Here is a 26,548-nt window from a genome sequence, read left to right on the forward strand (position 1 = left end):
ATAGAAAATCCCTCAAAAAAAGCAGTTACATAACCGCAACTGCTCTCTATTCTTGCATGGTGTAACCAACACCACGAACGGTTTTAATGTAGCTTTTTTGACCTTTTACATCAAGCTTGCTACGTAGATAACGGATATAGACATCCACGATATTGGTTTCGGTCGCACTTTCATACTTCCAGACACTTTCCAACAACTGCTCACGAGTCAGGACTTTCTTGCTTCCCATAAGAGTAGCCAAAAGGTCATACTCACGACGAGTCAGAGCAATCATTTCCTCGCCACGATAAACTGTGTGATGCTCTACATCCATACGCAGATTGCGATAAGACGTTGGAACCTTCATCTGATTACAATGCTGGTCGATAAAGTCCCGACCTCGGAAAATCGCTGAAATACGAGCCACCAAATTATCAATAATAACCGGCTTATAGATGTAAGAAACGGCAAAGCGTTGGATTATCTCAATCTGATCTTGCAAGTCTTCGCGATGGTCCAAGACCATGATGACTGAGGCTGGCTTAGTCCGACTCAGCTTGTCTGCAAAATCCTGGGCCGTCATATCCCCCAGATGAGCATTCAATAAAATCAAGTCATAGTCTGTCTGAAGAGCAACGGAGAGGGCTTTTTGCCCCTCCTCAACCTGATCAACTCGGTATTGCTCTTTTTGGAGTTCCAAACTTAAAAAATGAGCTAGATTTCGTTCTTTCTCAAGTAATAAAATCCGTTTCCCCATGGCAGACCTACTTATTTTTCGTCATACCAAGAGTAGTGGAAGGTTCCTTCTTTGTCTTTACGTTGGTAAGTGTGGGCACCAAAGTAGTCACGTTGCGCTTGGATCAAGTTAGCTGGAAGGTCAGCTGAACGGTAGCTATCAAAGTAAGTAATAGCTGCTGAGAAAGTTGGCACTGGCACACCAGCTTGAACAGCAAGAGCTACGATATCACGCACTGCTTGTTGGTACTTAGCAGTGACATCCAAGAAGTACTCATCCAAAAGAAGGTTAGCCAGGTCTGCATCACGGTTGTAAGCATCTGTAATCTTTTGCAAGAAACGAGAACGGATGATACAGCCATCGCGCCAGATAGATGCGATGTCCGCAAATGGTAAGTTCCAGTTGTTTTCTTTAGAAGCTACACGCAATTGCGCAAAACCTTGTGCGTATGAAATGATTTTTGAGAAGTAAAGAGCTTGACGGATTTTTTCAATCAACTCAGCCTTGTCTCCTTCAAATTTGAAGGCAGCTGGTTTTGGAAGAACCTTGCTAGCATGCACACGTTCTTCTTTGTAAGTAGAGATGTAACGTGCAAATACTGACTCAGTGATGAGTGACAAAGGCACACCAAGATCAAGTGATGATTGGCTAGTCCATTTACCAGTTCCCTTGTTACCTGCAGCATCAAGGATGTAGTCTACGATTGGTCCATCTTGGCCTTCATCGTCTTTACGGCTCAAGATATCAGCTGTGATTTCGATCAAGTAGCTGTCCAATTCACCCTTATTCCACTCAGTAAAGATTTCAGCCATATCTTCTGCAGAAAGGCCTAGCAAGTGTTGCATCAAGTCATAACTTTCTGCGATCAATTGCATATCACCATACTCAATACCGTTGTGAACCATTTTCACATAGTGACCAGCTCCATCAGGACCGATGTAAGTCACACATGGTTTGCCATCTTCTGGTGCTTTAGCTGAGATTTCTTCAAGAACATCTGCAACCAATTCGTAGGCTTCTTTTTGTCCACCAGGCATGATAGAAGGACCTTCAAGGGCACCTTTTTCACCACCAGAAACCCCAGTACCGATAAAGTTGATACCTGAGTTTGCCAATTCTTCATTACGACGGATGGTATCTTTGTAGAAAGTGTTTCCTCCGTCGATCAAGATATCACCCTTGTCAAGGTGTGGAAGAAGGGCTTGAATTGTAGCATCTGTACCAGGTCCAGCTTGAACCATGAGCATGATACGACGAGGTTTTTCGATTGAGTTTACAAAACTTTCAACGTCATAGCTTGGTACAAAGTTCTTTTCAGGATGGCAAGCAATTACATCTTCAGTTTTTTCTTTACTACGGTTGTAAATAGCAACTGTGTAACCACGAGATTCAATATTAAGGGCAAGGTTACGACCCATTACGGCCATACCTACGACACCAAAGTTAGCTTTTGTCATTTGACACTCCTCTTGTTTAATTTGTTTTATTTTATCATTTTTACTTTTGAAAAGAAAGAATTTTGTAACGACTGCTTAGTAGTCCAAAGCATCCGCATGTCCAGAACCATTTCCAACAAAGTATCCTGTCTTACAGTTAAGGGTAAAGAGATAGGTTCCATCTGGCTTGTAGAGGTTGTAATAACCATTGCCATTAACGATATTAACACGTTCAAGGATATATTGGTTACCAGTGATATAACCACGTGAGCGTGAAGTCGCTAGGATTTTTTCCAAGACACCATCCGCGAAATCCCAGGCAGAATTATTGCTATCATCAACAGCTGATTGATTGAACGGCACACGACTCGAAGCTCTCTGGAGGTCAACTCCAGAACTTGATAAACCGCCATGGCTATCATCACGTGCAGAAACCGAACTATTTGTTGAGGCGCTTGAAGATGGACTTGTGTTGTCTGTAGTGCTCTCTGTTGATGAACTTGAACTTTCTTGACTTGAGCTTGAGCTAGAACTTGAAGCACTTGTTTGTTGACTCTTACCTAGACTGATAGCCTTATCTAGCACTTTATCAATCTCCGTATTTCCAGTTTTAATATCTGTAAATTTAGCATCTGATTTAGCTTTAGCGTTAGTGTCCAAAACTCCATCTACAATAGCTGGCTTATCAAATTGAGCATTGACATCTTGAATGGCCTTGATTTGAGTTGCTAGACTATCATACTTAGATTTTGCAAGCGTATATTCACGACTACCTTCTAGCTTATCAAGCAAGGTTTTAAGTTGACTCAGTTTATCAAACTGGCTATTCTTCAAAGCCGTTTTGTTGCTATCTGTATAGAAGGCATCATATAAATTATTGAATTCTTCCACATCTGACTGCGTGTTTGTAGTTGATTGAGAAGTTTGGATTTCCTTGGTCGAACGAGCCACTTGACGATAAACATAATAACCAGTTCCAAGGATAAGAACCACTAAGGCTGCTAGAATACCGTAAAGCACCCATTTCTTCTTACTTTTTCCATCTTCACTATCTGTGACTCGATAAAGTGTTGGAATATCTTCAGTCTCAGAGGCTTCAACAAGAGGAGTTTCTGAAACTCGTGTTAATTCTAAATCATCAAACTGACTCAATTCATCTTCTGAAGCTGGAGAAGTTACTCCTGTTTCCTCACGAAGTTCTTGAAGCAAATTATCCAGAGTCTGAGTCTCCTCTATCTCCTCTACCTCTTCTTTTTCAACTAAATCATCCTTGCTAAACTGACGCGTTTCAAACTTATCTGCCTCAATTTCATCTTTATGTTGTTTCACATACTTGTCCAAGATAGAATCTCCAGGCAATACACCCGCTTCCACCTCTTCATTTTTTCGCATGGCTTCTCCAACTGTTAGCTCTTTGGCATCATCAAAATCAAATTGCGCTTCTTGATGTTCTGCTTTATGACGATTACGTCTTTCCTTACTCATGAGTTTTCCTTTCTACTTTAATTCCTGACGTTTAACGCGCTGACCAAAATATTGATACAAATCAACTTTCAAGGTTCCGTTGTATAACTTACGTTTCTTATCCGCCTGACTACCGTACTTGGTCTCAAAGGTTTCATCACTAGTTAGGATAAATTTGCTCCAGGTTTTTAGCGGTGCAAATACTTGACCCATCTCCGCATAAAGCTTGGTAACTCCTGCATCATCTGACAAGCGTTCACCATAAGGCGGGTTAGAGATGATCACTCCATTAATTTTATCGGAACGTAAATCCTGCACGCGCATCTGCTTAAAAGTAATGTCTCCTGCAACACCAGCTGCCTGAGCATTGGCCTTAGCAATTTCCACCATACGTGCATCGATATCAGAGCCCATGATATCCAGTTCCAGTTCACGATCTACTTTCTTAGCCGCCTCTGTGCGCACTTCTTGGATCAAGCGATCGCTGACCCAGTTCCATTCCTCAAAGGCAAAGGAGCGACGAAGTCCTGGAGCCATCTTTCGAGCAATCATGACCGCCTCGATACAGAAAGTCCCTGAACCACAGGTCGGATCAATCAAGGGCTTGTCTGGATACCAGTTAGAAAGTTGCAAAATTGCTGCCGCCATGTTTTCCTTGATAGGAGCGCCACCTTTTTCGGTACGATAGCCACGTTTAAAGAGGCTCGTCCCTGTCGTATCAATCATGACAGTTGCTATATCTTTCAGAATAGAAACCTCAATCTTAAACTCAGGACCACTCTCCATCAGAGGAACACCTTCTGGACGAGCATAATGTTTTTGCAATTTCTTGACAACGGCCTTCTTTGAAATAGCCTGTACACTGGGCTCATTGTGAAGTTTAGATTTAACACATTTGGCTTTTGAAATCGGAAATCGAGCTCCAAGTGGTAAATAATTTTCCCAATCTAGAGCGAAAACTCCTTGAAAGAGCTCCTCAAAAGTCTTAGCTGGGAACGTTCCTACGATAATCTTGATACGGTCTGCCGCTCGAAGCCAGAGGTTGGTTTCGATGATGGCTTTCGCATCTCCTTGAAAACGAACACGTCCATTTTCAACCTGACAATCGTAGCCCAACTCTCGCAATTCACGTCCCACAACAGCCTCAAGACCCGCTGCAGCAGTAGCGATTAAATTAAATTCTTTTTTCATTTTCAGTCTTATAAGACCTTTCTATATGTCCACTTTAAAAAATGAGGTTGAGAAAGTTTTCTCAGCCCCAACCTATATGCAATTTTCTATAAGCCATGTTTTGTTCCAGAAGTGACTAGGACCACTTCCTTCGATAATCATCTGTCTACCGCTAACAGCCTACAGCTGAAAGTAGTCAGAGTACTACGTTCGTTTCCGTGTACTCCATGCCCCGACCAAAATTTGGGTTGCTAGCTTGAGGGGTTTACCGCGTTCCACTCTCTCTGTTTCCAGAGAGACTCCGTCACTGTGGCACTTTCAAGCCTACTCTGGCCTATCCGAGGACTTAGCCATTTCAACTGCCGTAACGATTTCTCGTCCCTAGGCTTATGGTTTCGCCTAGCACAAACACTACAGGCATCACAGCCTGTGCTAGCATGGACTTTCCTCATGAAAAGAAATTCTCCTCACGCGATTATCCAAAAATTGCACTTTTCAAATAAGCTCTTATAAATCAGAGTTATCCAAAATTTGTTTACCAAATACTTCTTTCTCAAGACGATTTAGTCGTTTCAAAATATCAAAATTCGTCATAGAAGTTGTAGCCGTCATTTCAAGTGGTTCTGCTTGAACCGTTGCAGATTCAGGTTTGCGAGACAATTCTTCCTTCAACTCTGCAATTTCTTGACGGAGAGACTTGACTAAGGCAGCATAAGTTTCGTAGTCCTTGATGACATCGTCCAAAAATTCATCAACTTCAACCTTACTATATCCACGGACTTCACGTCCAAATTCTTGCTCAAAAATATCTTTTGCTGAAAAAATAATACTTGCCATCTCTCTCTCCATTCTCGGTTTCTAATAGTATTATTATATAAAAAAAGGCAAACAAAAATCAAGGTCAAAGGCTTACTTTTCAGAAAAATTTTCTGCTAGCTCATTTAGGTCTTCAAACGTTAGCCTTTTTATGCGATACCCTTCCTGATTTTTCATCAAGGTATCCATAAATTTTAATTTTGTCTCATTTTCTGGATCATAGAAAAAATAAGCTAAATCAGTATTTTCTAGCAAAAATCGTTGGTAGTCTCGTAGTTGCCCCATATGTTCATATTTAGGATAGGCATATTTGACAAAATCGACCTGCTTAAATTGGCTAAGTTTAAGCTGATTCGCTTCATTCCAATTTTCCCCGTGTGTTTCAAAATCAAAAATGGTCGCTAGGCTGAAATCATATTCTTCTTTCATTTCATTTGCGACATCCAGCACCCAAGATTCAAATCCCAAGTTCCCTGTAAAGACCAGCCAGTTAATCCCTTCTTCTGCCAAACTTTCTAAATCACGGTGAATGGCTTTCTTTATAATTTTTAACCTGATATCTTTTTCGTTAAAGACACCCAAGTCAAAATTAGAATATCCCATAATTAAAGCTGTAGTCATTTTTACACCTTTCTTTCTATTTTTATGGTATAATAGAGTGATGTTATTGTACCAATAAGGAGAAATATGGTCAACTATCCTCATAAAATTTCATCAAAAAAAAGCCAAACATCCATTTCTCAACCAAAAAATTTCGCAAATCGAGGAATGACTTTTGAAAAGATTATTAACGCTACAAACGACTACTATCTGACGCATGGTATGGCAGTTATCCATAAAAAGCCAACGCCTGTTCAGATCGTTCGAGTAGACTATCCTCAACGTAGTCGAGCCAAAATTGTAGAAGCCTATTTTAGACAAGCTTCCACTACAGATTACTCTGGCGTGTATAGAGGACATTACATTGACTTTGAAGCCAAGGAAACACGACAAAAGAATGCTATTCCAATGAAGAACTTCCATCTTCACCAGATTCAACATATGGAACAAGTCCTAGAACAGCAGGGCATTTGCTTCGTACTGCTTCATTTTTCTTCTCGACAAGAAACTTATTTGTTGCCGGCATTTGATTTGATTCGCTTTTATCATCAAGATAAGGGGCAAAAATCTATGCCACTTGGATATATTCAAGAATATGGATATTTAGTAAAGCAAGGGGCTTTCCCTCAAATTCCCTATCTCGACATTATCAAAGAACATTTACTAGGTGGTAAAACAAGATGAACAAACAAACTATTCTGCGATTCTTAAAGTATATCGGAATTACGTTCCTTACATTATTTATCGCATTATTTCTATTAGGTGGAGGTGTCTTCCTCTACTTTGTTAGCAAGGCTCCAGCCTTATCTGAAAGTAAATTAGTTGCGACAACCTCTAGCAAGATTTATGACAACAAAAACGAACTGATTGCTGACCTTGGATCTGAACGTCGCGTAAATGCTCAAGCAAATGAAATTCCTACTGACTTAGTCAAGGCAATTGTGTCTATCGAAGACCACCGTTTTTTTGATCATAGAGGTGTTGATACTATTCGTATCATGGGAGCAGCATTGAGAAATCTACAAGGAGGAGGTCTACAAGGTGCCTCAACCTTGACACAACAATTAATTAAATTGACTTATTTTTCTACTTCAACTGCTGATCAAACCTTGTCACGTAAAGCTCAAGAAGCTTGGCTAGCCGTTCAACTAGAGCAAAAAGCAACCAAGCAAGAAATCCTGACCTATTACATCAATAAAGTCTACATGTCCAACGGTAACTATGGAATGCAAACCGCAGCCCAAAATTACTATGGAAAAGACTTGAAGGACTTAAGCTTGCCACAGTTAGCACTCTTGGCTGGAATGCCTCAAGCGCCAAACCAATATGATCCTTATTCCCATCCAGAAGCTGCTCTAGAGCGTCGTAACTTGGTACTTTCAGAAATGAAAGGGCAAAAATACATTAGTGCAGAAGATTATGAAAAAGCTATTAATACCCCTGTTACCGATGGTCTACAAAGCCTGAAATCCGGTAACAGCTATCCTGCATACATGGACAACTACCTTAAAGAAGTAATCGACCAAGTTGAACAAGAAACTGGTTACAACCTTCTTACTACAGGTATGGATGTCTATACAAATGTGGACAAAGATGTCCAACAACGACTCTGGGATGTTTATAACACCGACCAATATGTCACTTATCCTGATGATGACATGCAAGTAGCTTCGACTATTGTAGATGTATCTAATGGTAACGTTATTGCACAACTTGGTGCTCGTCATCAAGCAAGTAATGTTTCATTCGGCACCAACCAGGCTGTGGAGACCAATCGTGACTGGGGATCATCAATGAAACCAATCACAGACTATGCTCCCGCACTTGAGTATGGCATCTATGACTCAACAGCATACATGCTTAAAGATGCTCCTTACAACTATCCAGGTACAAATATTCCTCTTTACAACTGGGATAAATCATATTTCGGAAACATTACCCTTCAATATGCCATCCAACAATCCCGTAACGTTACAGCAGTTGAAACGCTTGAAAGGGTCGGATTAGACCAGGCTAAAACTTTCTTAAATGGGCTAGGAATTGATTACCCAACTATGGTCTATGCTAACGCTATTTCAAGTAATACAACTGAATCAAATAAAAAATATGGTGCTAGCAGTGAAAAAATGGCCGCTGCCTATGCTGCTTTTGCCAATGGTGGTATCTACCACAAACCAATGTATATCAATAAAGTTATCTTTAGTGATGGTAGTTCAAAAGAGTTTTCTGATCAGGGTACACGCGCCATGAAAGAAACAACCGCCTACATGATGACTGAAATGATGAAAACAGTATTATATTCTGGTACAGGTCGAGGCGCTTATATATCTTGGCTCCCACAAGCAGGTAAGACGGGTACATCTAACTACACGGATGAGGAGATTGAAAAACACATCAAAAACACTGGCTATGTAGCTCCAGATGAAATGTTTGTTGGTTATACTCGTAAGTATTCTATGGCTGTATGGACAGGTTATTCGAATCGTTTAACTCCTATCGTTGGAGATGGTTTCCTAGTTGCAGCTAAAGTTTATCGCTCAATGATAACGTATCTATCAGAAGATACTCATCCAGAAGACTGGACGATGCCAGACGGACTTTTCAGAAACGGGGAATTTGTATTCAAAAATGGAGCTCGCCCAATATGGACTGCTCCTGCTACTCAACAAAGTTCTACACCTGCTCCTGCGAACCAGACTCCAGAGACTCCAACCTCTCAGTCAAGTGTAACGACACCAAACACAAATCCAAATTCAAATACAGTTACTCCCAATGCTGGAACCAATGAGAATACGGCGACACAACAACCAAGTACCAATCAAGGGCAGCCTAACCAAAATCCTCAACCAGCGCAACAATAAATTACTAACCACCCAAAAATTGGGTGGTTTTTCAATCAGTTCTTTGCTCAATCAATAATTAGATAATAAAAACCTGAGAAGGTCAATTGTACTTCTCAGGTTTTTTTATTCTATACACTCTACTGGTTTAGAATACTGTTAAGAGAGAGTTTAATTGTCATACACAACTAATCTTTTTTACTTTTTGCTACAAAGATAGCAGATAAGGCTAGTCCAACGCTTGCCAAGAAAATAGCTGTTTCTGACTGTTTTTCACCAGTCTCTGGCAATCTCTTGTCTTCCTTAGCAACTTGAACTGGTGCTTCTGGAGTCTGAGATTTTTCTAACGAACTTAGCTTAAATTCTGGTTTTTCTACTGTCGGAGCTGGTTGGTCACCTACGGTTGATAATGGACCTGTGTAGGCTGGTAGCTCATGTTTCAAGGCCATAACGGAGTTGACTCCACCCTGAAACTCTGGTTTCTCTACCGTCGGTGCAGTTTGATCGCCCACGCTTGACAATGGCCCTGTGTAGGCTGGTAGTTCGTGTTTCAAGGCCATAACGGAGTTGACTCCACCCTTGAACTCTGGTTTCTCTACTGTTGGAGCGGCTTGGTCACCTACGGTTGACAATGGGCCTGTGTACTCTGGTAGTTCATGTTTCAAAGCCATAACTGAGTTGACACCACCCTGAAACTCTGGTTTCTCTACTGTCGGTGCAACTTGGTCACCTACGGTTGATAATGGACCTGTGTAGGCTGGTAGCTCATGTACCAAAGCTTCAACTGCATTTACACCACCTGTAAATTCAGGTACCTCAAGCACTGGTGCTGGTTCTTCACCCTTGCTTGATTGAACAGGTTCTTCTGTCAATTCTTGATAGAAGCTCGCCAATTCATAAAACTCAGCCTTGCCACCTTCCCAGACCAGTTTAACATCTAGAAGAGAACCACCATTTCGGATAGCAAAGGTTTGGAGACTAGATGTAATGGCACCAAGATCTGCCCAGCTCTCTTGACCATCCTTAAGTGTTCTTGCTTGAACTCGTGCTTTCGCTCCTTCAGGAAGGCTTGAAACAAGGCGTAGATGGTTGGCATTGGTTGGTTCTGACAAGTGGTAAACCAATTCACCCTTATCATTTTCCGCCTTGTAGCTAGTCAAGACTTTTCCGTCTACGAGATTAGTATAGAAGTTACCTCGGCTTTCGCCACCGTTTCCTTCTACAGTTGGATCATTGATTGGTTTGACAAATTCGCCATCATTGATCACCAATTCTGTAAATCCTACAAAACGAGCATCATAGTCAGCTGTATAGAGGACACGAAGATAGTTTGCTTTGACTGGTGTCGTCAATTCACCCTCGATGTAACGATTTCCTGGCATCTTAGAATCATGTGTCCAACCATCTGTCAATGAATCATCATGTGGACTATTGGCTACACCATCTCCTACTGTCACAACATCCGTCCAAGTTTTACCGTCTTGGCTGACTTGGATTTTACCATCACGAAGATAGTTTTGAGTTCCGTCTTGGATGTAGGCTCTGATCTTCTTGATAGTGCGTTCGCTGCCAAGTTTTAAGGTTACATGGCCATCTTTATGGGCATAGTCTGAAAACTCAACGAAGTTGTTGTAGACACCATCAAACAATTGATCGAGGTTATTAATCTTACGAACATCATTGCTTCCATATGTTGGATGAATGCCCATAGTTGTAGATTCTAGTTTGGTTGGTTGCACTTCTTTAGTCGTTACAAGGAGAGAAGTTGATGGAACAGCCTGTTCTTGGTCTGTTTTATTCACAAGACGAACATAACGTACCAAGTGGGTTGCGACAGATCTGTCTGTCAACTGGCTAGCTGGTGTCCATTCTTGCGCATTTACAGAATACTCTAGACTGAGTGCTGAGTTGGTTTGACCTTGGAGCTGGATGCTTTTGACTTGATGGATACGGTCAAGTTTCATTCCTAGATAGCTATTTGCAGGAAGTTTAGTTCCAGCTGGAATTTGAAGTTCATAACGACCAAGGCTATCAAATATTGGCGTTTCTTTCAAGGCATCCACGTTGGTGTCTGTTAAGTCGCTATTTCCAGAACGTGTCTCAACAGAGAAGTCCTGAATACGCCACCAAAGGTCACTTGCCTTAGTATTGCGTACTCGGATGTATCGAGCATTGATAGCTCTAGACACTTCCTTAGTTTGTTCTCCTGATAGGCGATCTAACTCTTGCCATGCAGATCCATCTGTAGAGTACTCAAGTACACCTGCGGCAAGTTTATCACCAGTTCCTTGACGAAGACGAACTTTAGTGACTGACTTGACTTCACCTAGGTCAAGTTGTGCCCAGGCATCTACTGGAGTCGTATTGCTGCCGTCAGCATTTGCCATCATAGCTTCTGTATTATCTTTACCATCAGTAATTTGACTTGCTGATGTTCTCAATTTATAAACTAGATTTGAGCTGAGGCTAATGGTAGCAGTTTGTTGTTTACGAGCGTTCTCTACTGGACGATTTACTGCAATCTCGCGAACTGCAAACCAGGTGTCATCACGATCTTCTGTAGCAATCATACGTACTGCTTTAGCTTTGATGTTAAGATTTTCAAACTGAACAAGTGACTCATTACCAACATAAGTTGGTTCTTTCAAACTTATCCAATTATCTTTTTCATCTTGATACTGCACTTCAGCCTTACTAAAGGTATCACGTGGATTTGCCTGAGTTCCCATAGCAAAGGTCAATGTTTGGATATCTACCGGTTTGTTAAATTTCATACCGATATAATCACCTGTCTTGATACTATTTGGTGATTTAATCAAAGCATGAGTTGCCAAGTCACCATCCGTTACTTCTGCCAAACCACCTTCTACACCTGTTCGATTGGTAATAAAGGTGTTGATGATTTGATCTGGATGCAAGACTTTTTGAACTTCAGACGCTAGGACTTCTTTCAAAGATAGGATAAATGGACGGATATGTTGAACACCCAATTCAGCCTTTTCAAGATGGTCTACATAATGGAAGGTATGAGTTTGAGACTGTTCATACAATTTCAAACCTTTATAGTAGCTATCCCAAAGTTTGGCTGCATCATTTGTAGCCATAGCCTCTGTTCCTGTTAGGAAGGCATCAAGGGCATTCATTTGGTCGATTGCATTATCCAACCAATAGTGGATCTGTGCAACCATTTTTTTATCACCTGATGCTTTATAAAGTTCAGCCGCTTCTTTAATCTTGGCAAATTCTGCACGCAAAGTTGCACGTTCTGCAGTTACATCTTGACCCGCTTTGAGCTTAGTCATGAAGTCTGTTAATTTTGGAGCCAATTCTACCGATTCTTCTAGTTTAACAACACGACCGTCCATGTTTTGGTTGATCATATGCTTACCGAGTTCGCGGAAGGCTGCTGACACCTTGCTATCTTCAAAATGACCATTTTCAACAAAGTTGAAGGCAATGTCATTGAGTTTCTTAGCTTCTTCTTCTGATTTCCACTGTTTCCATGTATACTGAGCTCCAGCGAAGAGGGCAATCTTAGATGGTTCAGACTGTTGCATTGGGTTCAACATGATACCGGATAGCAAGCTTGGATCTACATTCGGATGAAGGAATTTCTCACCACCACCTAGAATCAAGTGTTGTTTAGAGTTATCTGTAACTGGCCAGTTCACCCAAAGTGATACTGGACGATAAGTTTTACCACCTGCAGTTAGATTGTTCTTGAGAGTTGATAAGAAACCTTCAGAAACTTCACCCCAAATCTTACCACCCGTCAAGGTCATAGATGTTGAACTTGGGAGATTTTCATTTAGAGATTTCAACTCTGCTTCACGCCCATTACCCCAATACTGACCTGGAACAAAGATCATTTCTTTGCGAAGACCGCTATAAGTTCCTTGCATTTCTGTCAACCAGTTGGTCATATCCTGCATCAAGCGGTTGTAGCTATTGTAGCCTCCAACTGGGCTTGGTGCATCATCGGCTAGAATACCAAATTCACGGACACCCACTTTCATCAACTGGGTAAATTTAGCCTTGATGGTTGCCAAGTCTTCTTGGTAATGCGCTTCATTACCAAATCGGATACGGTTGTTCATGAATGGATGAATGGTCCAAACATAGCGAGTTTTACTTTGATTTCCGACGCGAGCAAGTTCACGAATTTCAGCTAGTTTTTCTTCTGGGTAAAGTTCACGCCATTTCTTGTTGTGGTATGGATCATCTTTCGGTGCGAAGAAGTATTGGGTCAATTTCAAATCGCCACCAAAACGCATGAGTTCAGCACGATCTGCATTAGACCATGGATTTCCATAGTAACCTTCGATGAAACCACGGTTCTTGATTTCAGCGTAATCTTCCACTGTCACATTGCGAAGAACTGGAACTTGACTTTCCTTGAGCATATGTTTCAAAGTTGTCAAACCATAGAAGACTGCATCTGTGTCTTTTCCGACGATGGAAATCGAGTTATCCTTGATGGTCAGAGCATAAGCATCAATTTTGTCAAAGAGACCTGCTGAAACGTTAGATAAGTTTTGTTCTGCTTGTGTTCCTCGTCCATGTACTCCAAGATAGATATTAGTTGCGCCAGCAACTGCTGATTGACTAGTAGTGTAGGATACTTGATTGTCCTGTAAGACACTCTTCAAGCGATTACGAGTATAGACATCGAGTTGATCTCCCATTACCAGATTGACTTGCTTACGAAGAGCTGTGACTCCTTCTCCATAAGTCACTTTTTGTGGAGTTGGGAAAACCTTGTACTCTTTCTTGAGATAATCTGCGCTCTTGCTGGCAGCTGCAATACTATCTTCGCTAGCTGGTTTGCTTGCTGTGAATTGATCCGCTAGTTCAACTGTTCCATCACCTGTTTGCTCGACTGTTGGAGTTTCAGGTGTAGATGGTTGTTCTGGTTCTGGTGTTTCTTGTCCCTCTTTGATAGGCTTCAATAGATGAACTTCAGCTGCACTTGCAAAGCCCCCAACACCTGATAGAACTTTCAACTCAATCTTGTTGGTATGAACCGCTGCAAAGTTAACTGTTTTTTCTTGAGCGTTGTTGTCCCAGCTTCCTTCTGAAACCTTGACCATTTGGCCATCTTTTTGTGCGTAGATTTCGTAGCGAGTCACGACCCCATTTCCACCACCTGGACGAGGAAGATAAGTCAAACCATTGACTTTTTCTGCTTCTTTCAAGGTCATAGAAAGAGTGTACGGAGCAGTATCACCAGTCCATTTAGTATGCCAAAAGGTATTTGGATCATTATCAAAAGCTTTTTCAACAACTCCTTCAGTCGCGGTTCCTGGTGTTTCTTGACTAGTTGCAGAAACTGTGAAATGATCTGTTGGAATCAAACGAGGATTTACAAATGCTTTATCTGACAACTCTGCACTATGTAAAATCCCTTTGAACCCACCGATGCTTTCAAGCGGTAGAACCAAGCTATTGTGAGCAAAGCGAGGGTGAGCTGGATTTGCGATACGTTCAATCTTCTCACCATCCACATAGAATTCCGTTGATTGTGGTTTGGTCACGATAGAGATTTGATAACGTTTATTCTTTTCAAGTTTTTTCTTGAACTGGATATGGAACTGTTCAAATTGATAAGCAAGATAGCCGTCTTTATCAGCTAGATAGATACGGTTGTCTCCACTTGTTGAGAAGGTTTGTTCACCGTCTCCAGTGACAGTTACATCAAACTTCAAGACATGACTTGGACCGACATCACCTGCCAGGCCTTCAATACTGCTATCTTTCTCAAAAGCCAATCCTTGCTCGCTTGTCTTCACCTTCTTGCTTGCATAGTTCTTCACTGTTTCAGGATTGATGGTAAACAAATCACTTTGATCAATCGCTCTATCAGGATTTGACTGTGGTGCATAAGGGCTCGTTGGTAGGGTACGTTCTGCAAAGGTCGCAGCCGCACGGTCAGATCCCCAAGTGCGTTCTGCAGTTGTTTGCATGCTCTTAAAGAAGCGTTTAAAGATATCATAAGATGTCAAACCTGTCTCATGAAGATCAATATTGTCATTCCAAACTGCGTGGCCACCACCAATTACATTTGGATTTGATGCTTCTAGAAGTGGACCATGACCTGTTCGGAAATCATTTGGTGTCCACCTATTATATTGTGTTTCATAGTTAGCATAGTCACCATAAGCTGTTTGACGATTATCACCATTTGGTACACTATAGGTTGGAATATCTGTTATGTTGATAATCTTAGCTCCCTGAGCAATAGCTTCTTTTGGTTGCTGCCAGCCAATACTCCAGATATCAACTTCTACATCTTTCCAATCAACCGCTGTTTTACCTCGTTTCGCACTGAGCGATCCCCAAATACGAGGTGTATAGCCTTTCCCTTTAATGTATTTAATAAGGTCATTTACATAACGACGATAGCTTTCTCTACTTCCGTAGTATTCATCCGTTCCGATATGAACAGTAGATACCCCATGAAGTGGTGCATCTGGTCCATCTAGGAGCTTGTCATAAACTGATTTGACAAAAGCCAGCGTTTCATCGTATTTATTATCTAGATCGAGCATGGCTACGCGCTCTACGTTATGTTTACCTCTGTAATCGCTCAGACTACCTTGATACATGAGGTCAGGACGAACTTTGACAAATGACAGAGCATGACCTGGTGTGTCAATTTCAGGTACTAGATTGATATGCAAGGCCTTAGCAAGTTTAATCAGATTTTGCATCTCTTCTTTAGTATAGTGCTCGTCTGATGTTAATTTTTGACCATTCTTACCGACAATATCTGTCTCTACACGGAAACCTGTCTTAGCATGTTCTAGAACATACTTAAGCTCTTCTTCTTGTGTTAGATTCTTACCTGCCAAGTGTTCCTTTAGGAAGATATAGTTATCGTTGAGATGCAACTGCAAGTCGTTCATCTTGTAGTAAGCCATATTGAGCATGATGTCTACAAGGGTGTCATAAGGAATAAATTTACGACCTGTATCTAGCATAAAGCCACGGTGGCTGAAACTTGGGAAATCACGAATTTCTCCATTTTGGAGATTGCTTTCCCCCATTTGAAGAAGAGTACGAGTAGCATAGAAGGCTCCTGTGTTCGTTGCAGCTTCGATGGTAATGACACCATCTTGGATAGTGATGGCATAACCTTCCTTACCATAACCCTTGTTTTCAACTTTTTTAAATTCAATTCGTTTTTGAGCCTGTTTGTCACCTGTCGCAAGTTCCAATCCACGACTAGCAAGATCTGACTGGTAGAAGGTTGCAGCCTGATCAAAGCCTGAATCTCCTGTCGCAAGAACTGTATCTGAAGTGATAGAAGATTGACCTTCTTTTCCATACCATTGTTGAACAGCTGGTGCTACTTTTGGTTTGATACCCACACCTTCGTCCTGATGTAGCCCCTTGATGACTACTTCAAATTCTTTAGTAAAGGTATGTGAATCTTTAATTTGCTCTACCATAACTTTAACGCGTTGATCAGTCAAAGGCTTATAGATATGATTTTGAAGGTCAATCACACCTTGTTTGTTGCTACCGATAAGACTGACTTTTCCTGGTAGAGTTGGCAAGACAAGAGACTGTCCGTCTTTAGCAACAGTCAATTCTGTAACCTGACGGATATCCGTTACCTTACTTGTATCAGGAATATTCGAATAAGCTCGAATTTCTTGAATACCAACGTTTCTCCAGCCCATTGTGCCCGCTTGATAGTCATTGATTTCTAACTTGAGATATTTAGCTTGAATACTATTGGCTAAGTCAACTTTCTCATCTAAAACAGGTTCTCCAGTCTTGGTATGAGCTAGTTTCCATTGTTTTTCTCCACTAGCATTTACATCATCTTGACCTGCATAGTAGAGGCTCCAAGATTTGATATTTGGATCATTTTGTCCCTTGCGGACACGGCGATCCCAATCAATCTCTACATGCCTAATAAGTGTAGTTTTTGGAAGAGTTAATTCGAAAGTTGGTTTGTTAATATTTGGATTTGTTGCCCAACGAGTATCAGGATCCCCATCTACTGCCTTGTCAGCAGTAAAAGGAGTACCAGTTTCTGAGTCGTTTACTTGAACAGTAACACCTTCTAAGTGGTTACGATCTTCTCTATCTTCAATTTGCTTTTCAACTGGTTTGATTGTAGGTGTAGCTGGTTCTACAGGTTTAGAATCTGCTTTTGGTGTTTCAACCGGCTTCAGAGTCTCAGCTGATTTGGGAGCTGTTGGAGTTGTTGCTGGGCTTGTTGCTTCAGTTGCTGCAGGACTTGTTCCTGCAGTATTTTCATGATTTTCTTCATGACCTGCATCTGCCGTTGCCTCTGATTCTGCTTTCTTTAAAACAGCTGCTAAATCGTCCGGCAACTTATCTAGTGGCTGAGCTTGTGTAATTGTTCCTTCTTTCTCAGGTGTTCCAACTGTCTCTGCAGCTTGCACTACATTTGCACCAAAGATACTAGCACCTATCAATACAGAGGCTGCACCAATTGCAAATTTTCGAATACTATAGTGACAACGTCTTTCAAAAAAATGTCTATCCATCTTTCTCCTATTCCTTTCTCCCACTTATTACAGTAAGCGGTCTCATTTCCCATTTGAAAATGGAGAGAACCTAGAGGTTCTCTCCAACTAAGTTATTTCTGTCTGAATTCTAGTTCCGATAAACTCTAAAATCGAGTCTTCTTTAATTTTCTTTACGTTTTGTTGCAAGGACAGCAGCAGATAAGGCAAGACTGATGCCTGCTAGGAAGATAGCTGTATCAGATTGGCTTTCTCCTGTTTCTGGCAATCTCTTCTGATCTTCTGTTGAAACTGAAATTTTAGATTCTGCAAGTTTACCTTGACCTAATTGACTAATCTGATACTCAGGTTTTTCAATTGTTGGTGCTGCTTGATCGCCTGCTGTAGCCAATAGTCCTGTGTAGGCTGGCTTTTCGTTTACCAAAGCTTCTACTGCATTGACTCCACCTTTGTATTCTGGAACTTCATTGACAGCTGCTTCTACTGCATTAGCGCCACCTTTATATTCTGGTAATTCATGAACCAAGGCCTCTACTGCATTCGCTCCACCTTTGTATTCTGGAACTTCATTGACAGCTGCTTCTACCGCATTGGCTCCACCTTTGTATTCTGGAACTTCATTAACAACTGCTTCTTCACCTGCTGTTCCAAGTGGTCCTTTATACTCAGGTACATCAAGAATTGGTGCTGCTTCTTCACCTGCTGTTCCAAGCGGACCTTTATACTCAGGCACTTCAAGAATTGGTGCTGCCTCTTTACCTTTACTACTTGTAGGAGCATCTGGTTTCACAGTCTGATCTTGTAGTTGGTTGAGATATTCTGCAAAGTAGGCAACCATTCTTTCAGTCAAGAGATGGTTATCCATAGCATATTTCATGCTAGCTACTACACTTGCTACTTCCTCTTGATTCTCTTTGCTGGTTAATTTTTGAGCTTTTGATAAAGCTGTTTCATAACCTGACAAATCAAGAGTTGTTTCTGCAACCTGTGGACGACTAAATATCAACTCAGCAGCGGCTTGATATCTATCACCACCGTCTCCATAAGTCTTAGTACCTGTCAAAACGATTTTCTTAGCCTTGATTGTCTTACCAAAGTCAATGTCTTTTGGTTTATTGTTATCTGGCCAATCAGTTTCAGTGAAAGTATGTTCTTTACCAGACTCATCTGTCACAACCAGTTTCACATCTCGCAAGTTACCATTTGATCCTGATCCGCGTGGCACATAACGGAAGCCTGTGATTTCTGTCGCTTCTTTCAAGACCATAGTTGCAGGTTTACCAACATCTCCACCATTCCAAGACGTATGCCATAGACTTGATAAGTTACCATCAAAGGCATTTGCTAAATCTTCTCCCGCTTGCGCTGGAGCATTTAGACTTTCAAAGTCTTCTGCTACCAAGGCTGTTTTCTTTTGTACCAAGGCATTCTTCAGAGCGTCAATCTTAGCAATTTCGGCACGCGCTTCTTCTACACTAATGTCATCATCTGCTTGGCTGAGGTTAAAGACAGCTTCCTTCAAGGCATCCATAGATTCCTTAGTATAGTTGGTCATGGCAACCGTTGGTAAGTAGTTCTTCAGAGCATTTTCTGTCAACATCTTACCAGTTAGAGTGACTTCCTCGATTTGAAGTTTATCCATGATGAAGTCATTGTAGCCACGGAAGTTCGCATTCCCACCAGAATCTCCACGAGTATTGCTTGCGTTACCAGTTGAGTAGATACCAACCCAAGTATCGCCTGTTTCTGCACCTGTTACGAGGAAGGTTACCTTCTTGGCTTTCTTAGAATCTGTCCAAGTATTTGGTAGTTCATGCATTTCCAAATTACTTGCTTGATTACCGCGACGTCCTGATTGGAATTCTCCCTTACCGACTACAAAGGCATAGGTATTGTCAGATCCTGCTTCGTATTCAAAGGTTACACGATAAGTCTTACCAGCTTCAAAACGGAAGTTTTGAGGAATTGTTTGGTAAACCAAGTTACGACGGCTAACTAGTCCATTTGTCTTCAATGACCAATTTCCTTCGATAACATCATCGACTTTCTTACCATTCCAATCACGTTGTGTATATGGATCATGTTTTTCAGATAAGTGAGTGCGATTATCCTCAACTCCTTCGATACCACCAATTACAAATGGGAAAATCCCTTGAGCAACATTTTCAAAGTCTTGTTTAAATGTTCCTTTACCTGTATCATGATTATCTCCGTACATACTTGAATTGTTTTCAAAGGTACGAATTTCATCAAAGTAAGTTGCTTCATCACCAGCTTCACGACTCAAAGTAAGAGTGACATTTGATACATCTGAACCCGTTGTAAAGAAGGCATACATGTTTTGGAAGTAACTTGTATCATCAACTGTAGCATTGTCACGACGAGTATTATGGGCATAGGCCTTGACATAGTTAAGAGCTAGTGACTTATTGGTATAGCTAGTCACTTCTTTTTCACCAGTATTTACTGTGATACTTGCCTTAGCATTACTACGATTATCAACACCGACATAAACGGCATACTTAGTATTTGGTTTCAAGCCAGTCAGTTTCTGAGTAAGGCTGACTGTGCTCTTATTGCCTTGGATACGAAGCATTTCATTTGCGCCTTGTGATTTGACAATTTCTGCCTTAGAAGCATCACCAGAAATAGTCCAGTGTTTCAAAGTTCCACTGTTAAATCCTTGGTCATAGATGTGCATGCCTTCGCTCCATGACATTTCAGGATTGGTTTGTTTTGAACGGTAGAGAACGTATGGTTGATTTGCAGTAAGATCAAGGGTAATCTTACCATCTTTCACAGCTACTTCCTGTTCTTCAGTCTTACCTTGGTCAGTTAGTTTATAAAGGTAAACCTTACTATTCGCCCAGTCGCTAGGAAGCGTCCAAGTTGTTGCACCAGCTTGCGTATTGAAGTAGTACATTTTTTCCTTATCAGTAGGAAGTTTCTTACCATTCGCATCCCAGTTCCAAGGAGTCAAGTAAGCTGAACCATCTTGGATGACACGTCCGTTGAGAGTTACTGTACGTTCACGGTATTGTGGACTATTGACATCGTTTGACTTACGGGTCACAACTACCTTATTGTTGTCAGCATCTACCAATTCCACTCGCATTTCTGGAGTCCATTTATAGGTGCTACCGTTATCAGACATGGTGACTGGTGTACCATTTTCCCATTTACTTACAGTGAAATGTTGGAAGTACTTGGTCATGACATCATGGGCAAACAAGTTAGTTACATAGCCATTGTAGTCGCTACGACCTTGCCAACCTTCAAAGTCTTTCATGCTGTAACCACCTAAAAGTGGATAGTTGGCTGCACCACCGTAACTTCTGTAATCCCCAACCCAAGAATCTTTTTGGTGGTTACGGATAAAGCGCGTGATGGCACTGTTGATACCTTTATTAGTATAACCACCATAGGTCAAGTCAGCTGCCCAGTGTTGGAAGGTAGAATCGTATTCACCACCATGGCCCCACTCAATCGCAAAGCGCCAGCCTTGTTTGTTAATTTCTTTAGCAAGAACGTGGGTAGCCCAGGCACCATTATCACCTGACTGGCCATTGCCCCAAACATCCACGTAGATAAAGTCGAGACCCTCACCAAGTTTGTTTTTCAATTCTTCCCAACGAGCTAAGCGACCATGCGCCAAGTCATAAGCAGCATCAATGTTAATACCTTGATCTAGCCAGTTCCAACCATAGCTGTAGCTTCCATCTGGATTCTTACGAAGAATATTTTCGTTAAAGTATTTAGACTCAGGATAAGTTTCAGACGCGTTAACGTGGATACCTAGATGAGCTCCATATTTCTTCGCTTTCTCAATCAAAGCCTTGAAGTCTTCGACACCACCAATACGTTTACCAATATCAGCATAGTTCAAGTGGCCTGAGTCATGACCTTCACTACCATAACCTTTAAGGAGAACACCCTGTCCAAGACCATCTGTGTGGAGATTGATCTTCTTGATACCATCCAAGGTCATAAGGAATGGGTTTTGTGCTTGTGAACCAAAGTTCATCGCGATACGATAAGCAGTGATATCCTTGACTTTTTCCCAGCCTTGAGGGTTGTTCATGATACTACGATAAGCAATGGCACCATCTTGCCAGTCCACTTTTTTATCCGCATTAGCATCTTCAGTGATCACAACCTTGGCACTTGGAAGTTCTTTAGTGTACTCTGGGAAGACAATACCCTTATAAGCTTTTTCCCATTGCCATTCAGAACTTTGGATTCCTACATAGTTTGTATTTCCAACAGTTTGTTTGAATGCTGTCAAACGGGTCCAGTCATTCGAACCACCACCATAGCTGTTTTGAGAGTTGCTCCAAACACCGGCAGCAAGTTTATCCGTAGAAACAAATCCATACATATAACCCTTAGCCAAGTCCTTCATTGGATTGGTTACGGCAATATGGTCATCTCCACTGACATGCGTGTTATTTGACATAGTTGCCCCATCAAACTTAGCCCCAGTTTGGTCGCTTGAAACCGAAACCAGTGAATTTCCTAAGAAATTAATAGATGAGAGTAGCTTTCTTTCATCATCAATCTTTTGTCCTGGTGTAACTTGGTTATGGTTTACAATCTTAGTCACATCAAAATGAAGTTGATTGTCCACTACTTGCAAACGAACAGTCATATCCGCATTGATAAAATTCTTCTCGTCACGAAGCTTCATCAAGTACTCTGCAGTAGTATCATTGATTTTCTTATAGGTAACTTCAGGGGTAATATCGTGATTATTTACCAAGATTTTCTTAAGTTGTTGAACCTGTCCAGGTAAAGTATGACCATTCAGCGTGTATTCCTTGACACGTGGAAAGGCTTGGTCAATCACTGCTTTTAGGACTTTAGAATGGATAGTATCATAAGTCACTTTACTGTCATCTACTACCGCTCCAGTTTCTTTTTCAGCGGTAGCTTCAGTATTTTGAACTCCATCCTGATTGTCAGTCTTGATATTTACAACTGTCTTTTCAGTACCATATGTACCAGCTTTAAGTAGGATTTTCTTTTCATTTTTAAGATTTTCATTAACAGCAGCTGGCAAAGTAACCGTATCAAAAAGCTTTACATCATTATTTGTTGCATTCAGCTGACCATCTGATTTTAAGCTAATAGTCAGATGATTCACTGAGCCATTTACTGGAGCTGCAACACGGCCTCCCTGATACCATGTGCTATTACCTGGTGTCTTATATTCCCAGAACCAACCTTCTTTGTCATATCCAACAAAGACATTATTATTTGTATCTTTAAATTTCAAGAAAACACCAAAACGTGATTTGCCTGTTTCAGATTCTTCTTTGAAAGTGAGATCTACATTCGCATTACCATTTGCATCCACAGTCAATCCTTGTTTTTCAAACAAGGCTGGTTTGCTGGCATTGTCATTTTGATCTGTTGAAGATAACTTATTGTAACGAACACCATTTTCTTCACGAATAGCAACAGTCCCTTGCTGTTCTTTTCTTGCTACAGTTTGCCATTCAAGAGTGACTTCCTTTGGTGTCTCTGACTTAGCTGTCGCTGGTTTTTCTTCTTTCGGCTTATCTGCTTTTGGCTTTTCTTCAACTGGTTTTTCAGTTTCCTCTAAATTCGCTGGTTTTGAACTAGAGATTCCCTTAATATGATCTTGAATCCATTTTAATTGAGCTGGAGAGAAAAGGATCCCTCCACTACGGACACCGACCACACCATTTTGATGAACGCCAATCAATTTACCATCCGTGTCAAAGATACCGCCACCGCTAGCACCTGGTTGTCCGCCTTGATAACCAACTCCTTGAACACCTTCACCATAAGATTCAGCAAAATCCACAGCACTGTTAATAACTGGTGCCAACTTACCAGCAGGATAGCCAAACATATTGACTTTATCCCCAACTTTCTTAACAACTGGCTTTTCAGTAACTTCTACAGGAGCATTTTCAAGAACTGTACGCAATCTTACAAGAGCCAAATCGTTCTTATAGCCCTTTAGATAACCATCTCTATCCCAGTGAATCACATCTTTTTTACTAAATTTTACATCATCTAAACCAGGGTAGGATATACTAAAAATATCGCCATCCCCTTTATCATTATCCACAACTTTACGGATATTTCCATCTTGTTGATCCTTGATAAAGTTGTGAGAAACAGTCAAAACAAGATCCTTACCAATGACAATACCACTACCTTCTCCTGATGGAGTCTTAATCTTAACAGTAGCGCCATAGTTCAATTCTCCATTTTTTGTTTTGGCAACATCTTCAGGAACTAGACTACCAGTATCTTGGGCTAATTGATCTTTATTTACCTCTTTACCATTATCAGTAGCTTTTTCAACTTTACCTTCTAATTCTTTCGGCAACTTGTCAGTAGTTTCTTTGTTTTCCTTTTCAAGAGCTAGTAACTCTTCTTCAGTTTTTGGTCCATCCGTTGTTTCAGCAGAACCTGGATTTGCTGCTGCAGCTTCTTTATCGAACTCCCGTCCATTATCGCTCGCTTTTTTATCCAAATCAGCCAGCTCACTTGGCAAATTATCTGTTGAGCCAACTGTTGGTGTGTTAGCCAAAACTGGAGCAGTAGCAAAAAAACTAGCCCCAATCATAACTGAAGCAGCACCTAGTGCAAATTTACGAATGCTGTATGTACATTGTTTTTCAAAAAATCGTTTATCCATTAACTCCTGATTCCTTTCACTAATCTTCGTAAGCGTTTACATTTCTTGTTCGAAAAATACTCCTTTCTATCTGAAAAGTGCAATGCTTAACGTTTATAAAAAATAATTACACTTTTAATATAACAATTTTTAATAGATAAAGCAATAGAAAAGCTAGGAAAATTGCTAATTTTTTTCTTAATTCTGACAAAACCATACTCTGAGATTAAGGGGAAAATTGTCACATAATAAAAAGGATTTAGCATTCCTATCGAATGCCAAACCCTTTATCAATCAGTTTCTATAGATGATTAAAATCTATTTCACATGTTTTGCAAGTTCTTCTTGCGCTTTTTTATTGGATTCTTCTTTTTCTTTCATCCATTTATCTTGAGCTTTTTGATACTCATCAACTGTCACTGGTTTATCTTGTACATCAAGGTATTTATACAAGTGAGCTTCACTTGTTCCTTTGTTTCCAGAATAAGCAAATGGAAGTGTGAATGGTACCATCTTAGACAACATTGGACGACCAGTTTTAGAAGTTGTTGGGATTAGCAAGGCACTGTCGGTCAACCAAGCTTGGGCAGCAGCATATTTTTCATAACGTTTTGAAATGTCATTCACTTCTTCACCAGCTTCCACAACCATTTTTTCGTAGTCTTCCAAACCAACTTGCTTAGCCGCAGCGTTGTTTGTTCCAGAGTCAAATCCTAGGTAAGTCTTTGTACTTTCCCCTACAGATGGTTTGAGAATATCAAGGTAGGTAGATGGGTCAATGTAGTCTGGTCCCCATCCAACGTTATCTGAGACATCCCAATCTTGTCCAGCAGCCGTTTCAGCAAAGTAGGTAACATTGAGAACTTCATCTTTTTGAAGTTGTTGGATATCAATGACGACATTGTCAGTTCCTAATGTTTCTTCAAGTGATTGTTTAAAAGATTGGACACGTTGAACTTTTGTTGTATTGGTTTGGTCAACTGGCATATCCAAGTGGATTGGGAATTGAACGCCTTCTGCTTGGAGAGCTGTCTTAGCTTTAGCAAACTCTGCTTTCGCTTTTTCAGGATTGTAGAGTCCATCCTGAGCATCATCCAAGTTCACGTTGCTCCATTCGTCACCATAAGTCACCAATTTGTCTTTGACCATTTCGCCAAAGTTCTTTCCATCTGCCTGTACAAATGTAGGAGGAACAAACAAGTTACGAAGCAGTTTAGTTGCCCCATTCGCACCATTCACTTGAGAAGCATAGGCTTTTCTATCAAAACCAAAGGCAAGAGCTTGACGGAAATCTTTGTTTAGAAGAGCTTTCTTGGTTGAAGTCTTTTGTTCATCTGTAGTCTTAGAAGTGTACTTATAGGACTGGCGATCAATATTAGTACCTACTAAATAAGTAGTAGAATCTTGTGGTGTATAAACGATGTTGTCTTTAAACTCTTTTTCAAGTTCAGGATAACTTGCGCTTGTCGGGAAGAGACGAGCCATTGTAAAGCTTCCATCTTTGAAGTTTTCTGCAAGTTTTCCTGTATCTTGACCATCCCAGAATGAAAGTTTTACCTTATCAATGTGAACATTGTCCTTATCCCAGTAGTTTGGATTCTTTTCAAATTCTACTGAAGATTTAGCGACCAATGATTTCAACAAGAAAGGTCCGTTATAAAGGATACTGCTTGGATCTGTTGCTTTCCCAAAATCATCTCCCTTAGAGTTTAAAAACTCTTCATTAACTGGTGCTAAGACACCCATTGTTGTTTTAGAATTCCAAAAACTTTCAGGTTTGTTCAAAGTGTATTGAACTGTTTGATCGTCAATCGCTTTAATCCCAACTTGAGAGAAATCTTTAGTTTCCCCTTTAGCGTATGCATCCAAACCTTTAATTGAATCCTGTACCAAGTAAAGGGCTTCTGATTTCTTATCTGTCGCATACTTAAGTCCTGTTACAAAGTCTTGAGCTTTCACAGACGCATACTCTTCTCCTTCAGATGTGTACCACTTAGCATCTTTACGGATTGTATAAGTGTAAGTCAAGCCGTCCTTAGATACAGACCAATCCTCAGCCATAGATGGCACAAAGTTACCATAGCGGTCATTTTCAAGCAATCCATCAATCACATTACTAGTAATGTCAGTAGTTGCTGCCTTACCAGTTGTCAAGTAGTTCAGGTTATCTGGATCTGTTTCGTAAACATAAGAAAAAGTTTTCTCACCTTTTGCACTAGACCCTGAGCCAGAACAAGCAGCTAAGACACCTGCTGCTAATAAAGTTACTCCCGCAAGAGCCAATACTTTCCTTGTTTTCATAGTATTCTCCTTTGTTTTTCTATCCATTATATACCCTTTTTCTAACC

The 26,548-nt window shown here is 40.8% G+C and carries 11 protein-coding genes and 1 other RNA gene; 2 read left to right on the plus strand and 10 right to left on the minus strand.

Annotated features, from left to right (window positions below; translation table 11 throughout):
* Nucleotides 1-46: 46 nt before the first annotated feature.
* The 7 genes from LG372_RS06320 to LG372_RS06350 form a co-directional block, all read right to left on the minus strand.
* A complete protein-coding gene (locus LG372_RS06320) occupies nt 47-736 on the minus strand; it encodes a DNA-binding response regulator (RefSeq protein ID WP_225742387.1) in 690 nt (229 codons plus the stop codon).
* A gap of 11 nt (nt 737-747) precedes the next feature.
* The gene (gndA, locus tag LG372_RS06325) at nt 748-2,172 is read right to left on the minus strand and encodes an NADP-dependent phosphogluconate dehydrogenase (protein WP_000158778.1); all 1,425 of its coding nucleotides are present in this window, start codon (nt 2,170-2,172) and stop codon (nt 748-750) included.
* Between the two features lie 75 nt (nt 2,173-2,247).
* Nucleotides 2,248-3,636 carry a cell division site-positioning protein MapZ gene (gene mapZ / locus LG372_RS06330; protein ID WP_225742388.1) on the minus strand — a complete coding sequence of 463 codons (1,389 nt, stop codon included), beginning with the start codon at nt 3,634-3,636 and terminating at the stop codon, nt 2,248-2,250.
* Between the two features lie 12 nt (nt 3,637-3,648).
* Nucleotides 3,649-4,806, minus strand: coding sequence for a THUMP domain-containing class I SAM-dependent RNA methyltransferase (locus LG372_RS06335; protein WP_225742389.1), 1,158 nt, complete (start codon nt 4,804-4,806; stop codon nt 3,649-3,651).
* 84 nt (nt 4,807-4,890) lie between these two features.
* Nucleotides 4,891-5,272, minus strand: an RNA gene (gene rnpB / locus LG372_RS06340) — RNase P RNA component class B.
* 20 nt (nt 5,273-5,292) lie between these two features.
* Nucleotides 5,293-5,622 (minus strand): cell division regulator GpsB, encoded by a 330-nt coding sequence (gpsB, locus tag LG372_RS06345; protein ID WP_070842756.1) that lies wholly within the window; start codon nt 5,620-5,622, stop codon nt 5,293-5,295.
* A gap of 72 nt (nt 5,623-5,694) precedes the next feature.
* Complete coding sequence (locus tag LG372_RS06350) at nt 5,695-6,222, minus strand: DUF1273 domain-containing protein (RefSeq protein ID WP_225742390.1); 528 nt, start codon at nt 6,220-6,222, stop codon at nt 5,695-5,697.
* Between the two features lie 66 nt (nt 6,223-6,288).
* Here LG372_RS06350 and recU point away from each other — a divergent pair, with 66 nt between their 5' ends.
* Together recU and pbp1a are read left to right on the plus strand one after the other, a co-directional pair.
* The gene (recU, locus tag LG372_RS06355) at nt 6,289-6,885 is read left to right on the plus strand and encodes a Holliday junction resolvase RecU (RefSeq protein ID WP_125409165.1); all 597 of its coding nucleotides are present in this window, start codon (nt 6,289-6,291) and stop codon (nt 6,883-6,885) included.
* Nucleotides 6,882-9,062: a penicillin-binding protein PBP1A gene (gene pbp1a, locus LG372_RS06360; protein ID WP_042751685.1), complete on the plus strand. Its 2,181-nt coding sequence runs from the start codon at nt 6,882-6,884 to the stop codon at nt 9,060-9,062. Before recU ends, pbp1a begins: the two co-directional genes overlap by 4 nt.
* Nucleotides 9,063-9,229: 167 nt before the next feature.
* Here pbp1a and LG372_RS06365 read toward each other — a convergent pair whose 3' ends face one another.
* The 3 genes from LG372_RS06365 to LG372_RS06375 form a co-directional block, all read right to left on the minus strand.
* Nucleotides 9,230-17,566, minus strand: a complete 8,337-nt coding sequence (locus LG372_RS06365) for an SIALI-17 repeat-containing surface protein (RefSeq protein ID WP_225742391.1) — start codon at nt 17,564-17,566, stop codon at nt 9,230-9,232.
* Nucleotides 17,567-17,708: 142 nt separating this feature from the next.
* Nucleotides 17,709-24,221 (minus strand): SpGH101 family endo-alpha-N-acetylgalactosaminidase, encoded by a 6,513-nt coding sequence (locus tag LG372_RS06370; RefSeq protein ID WP_225742392.1) that lies wholly within the window; start codon nt 24,219-24,221, stop codon nt 17,709-17,711.
* A 297-nt stretch (nt 24,222-24,518) separates the two neighbouring features.
* Entirely contained in the window at nt 24,519-26,501 is a 1,983-nt protein-coding gene (locus LG372_RS06375) for a peptide ABC transporter substrate-binding protein (protein ID WP_225742393.1), read from the minus strand.
* Nucleotides 26,502-26,548 lie beyond the last annotated feature (47 nt).

The sequence above is a fragment of the Streptococcus sp. Marseille-Q5112 genome (genome assembly GCF_916700555.1).
Lineage (GTDB): Bacteria > Bacillota > Bacilli > Lactobacillales > Streptococcaceae > Streptococcus > Streptococcus symci.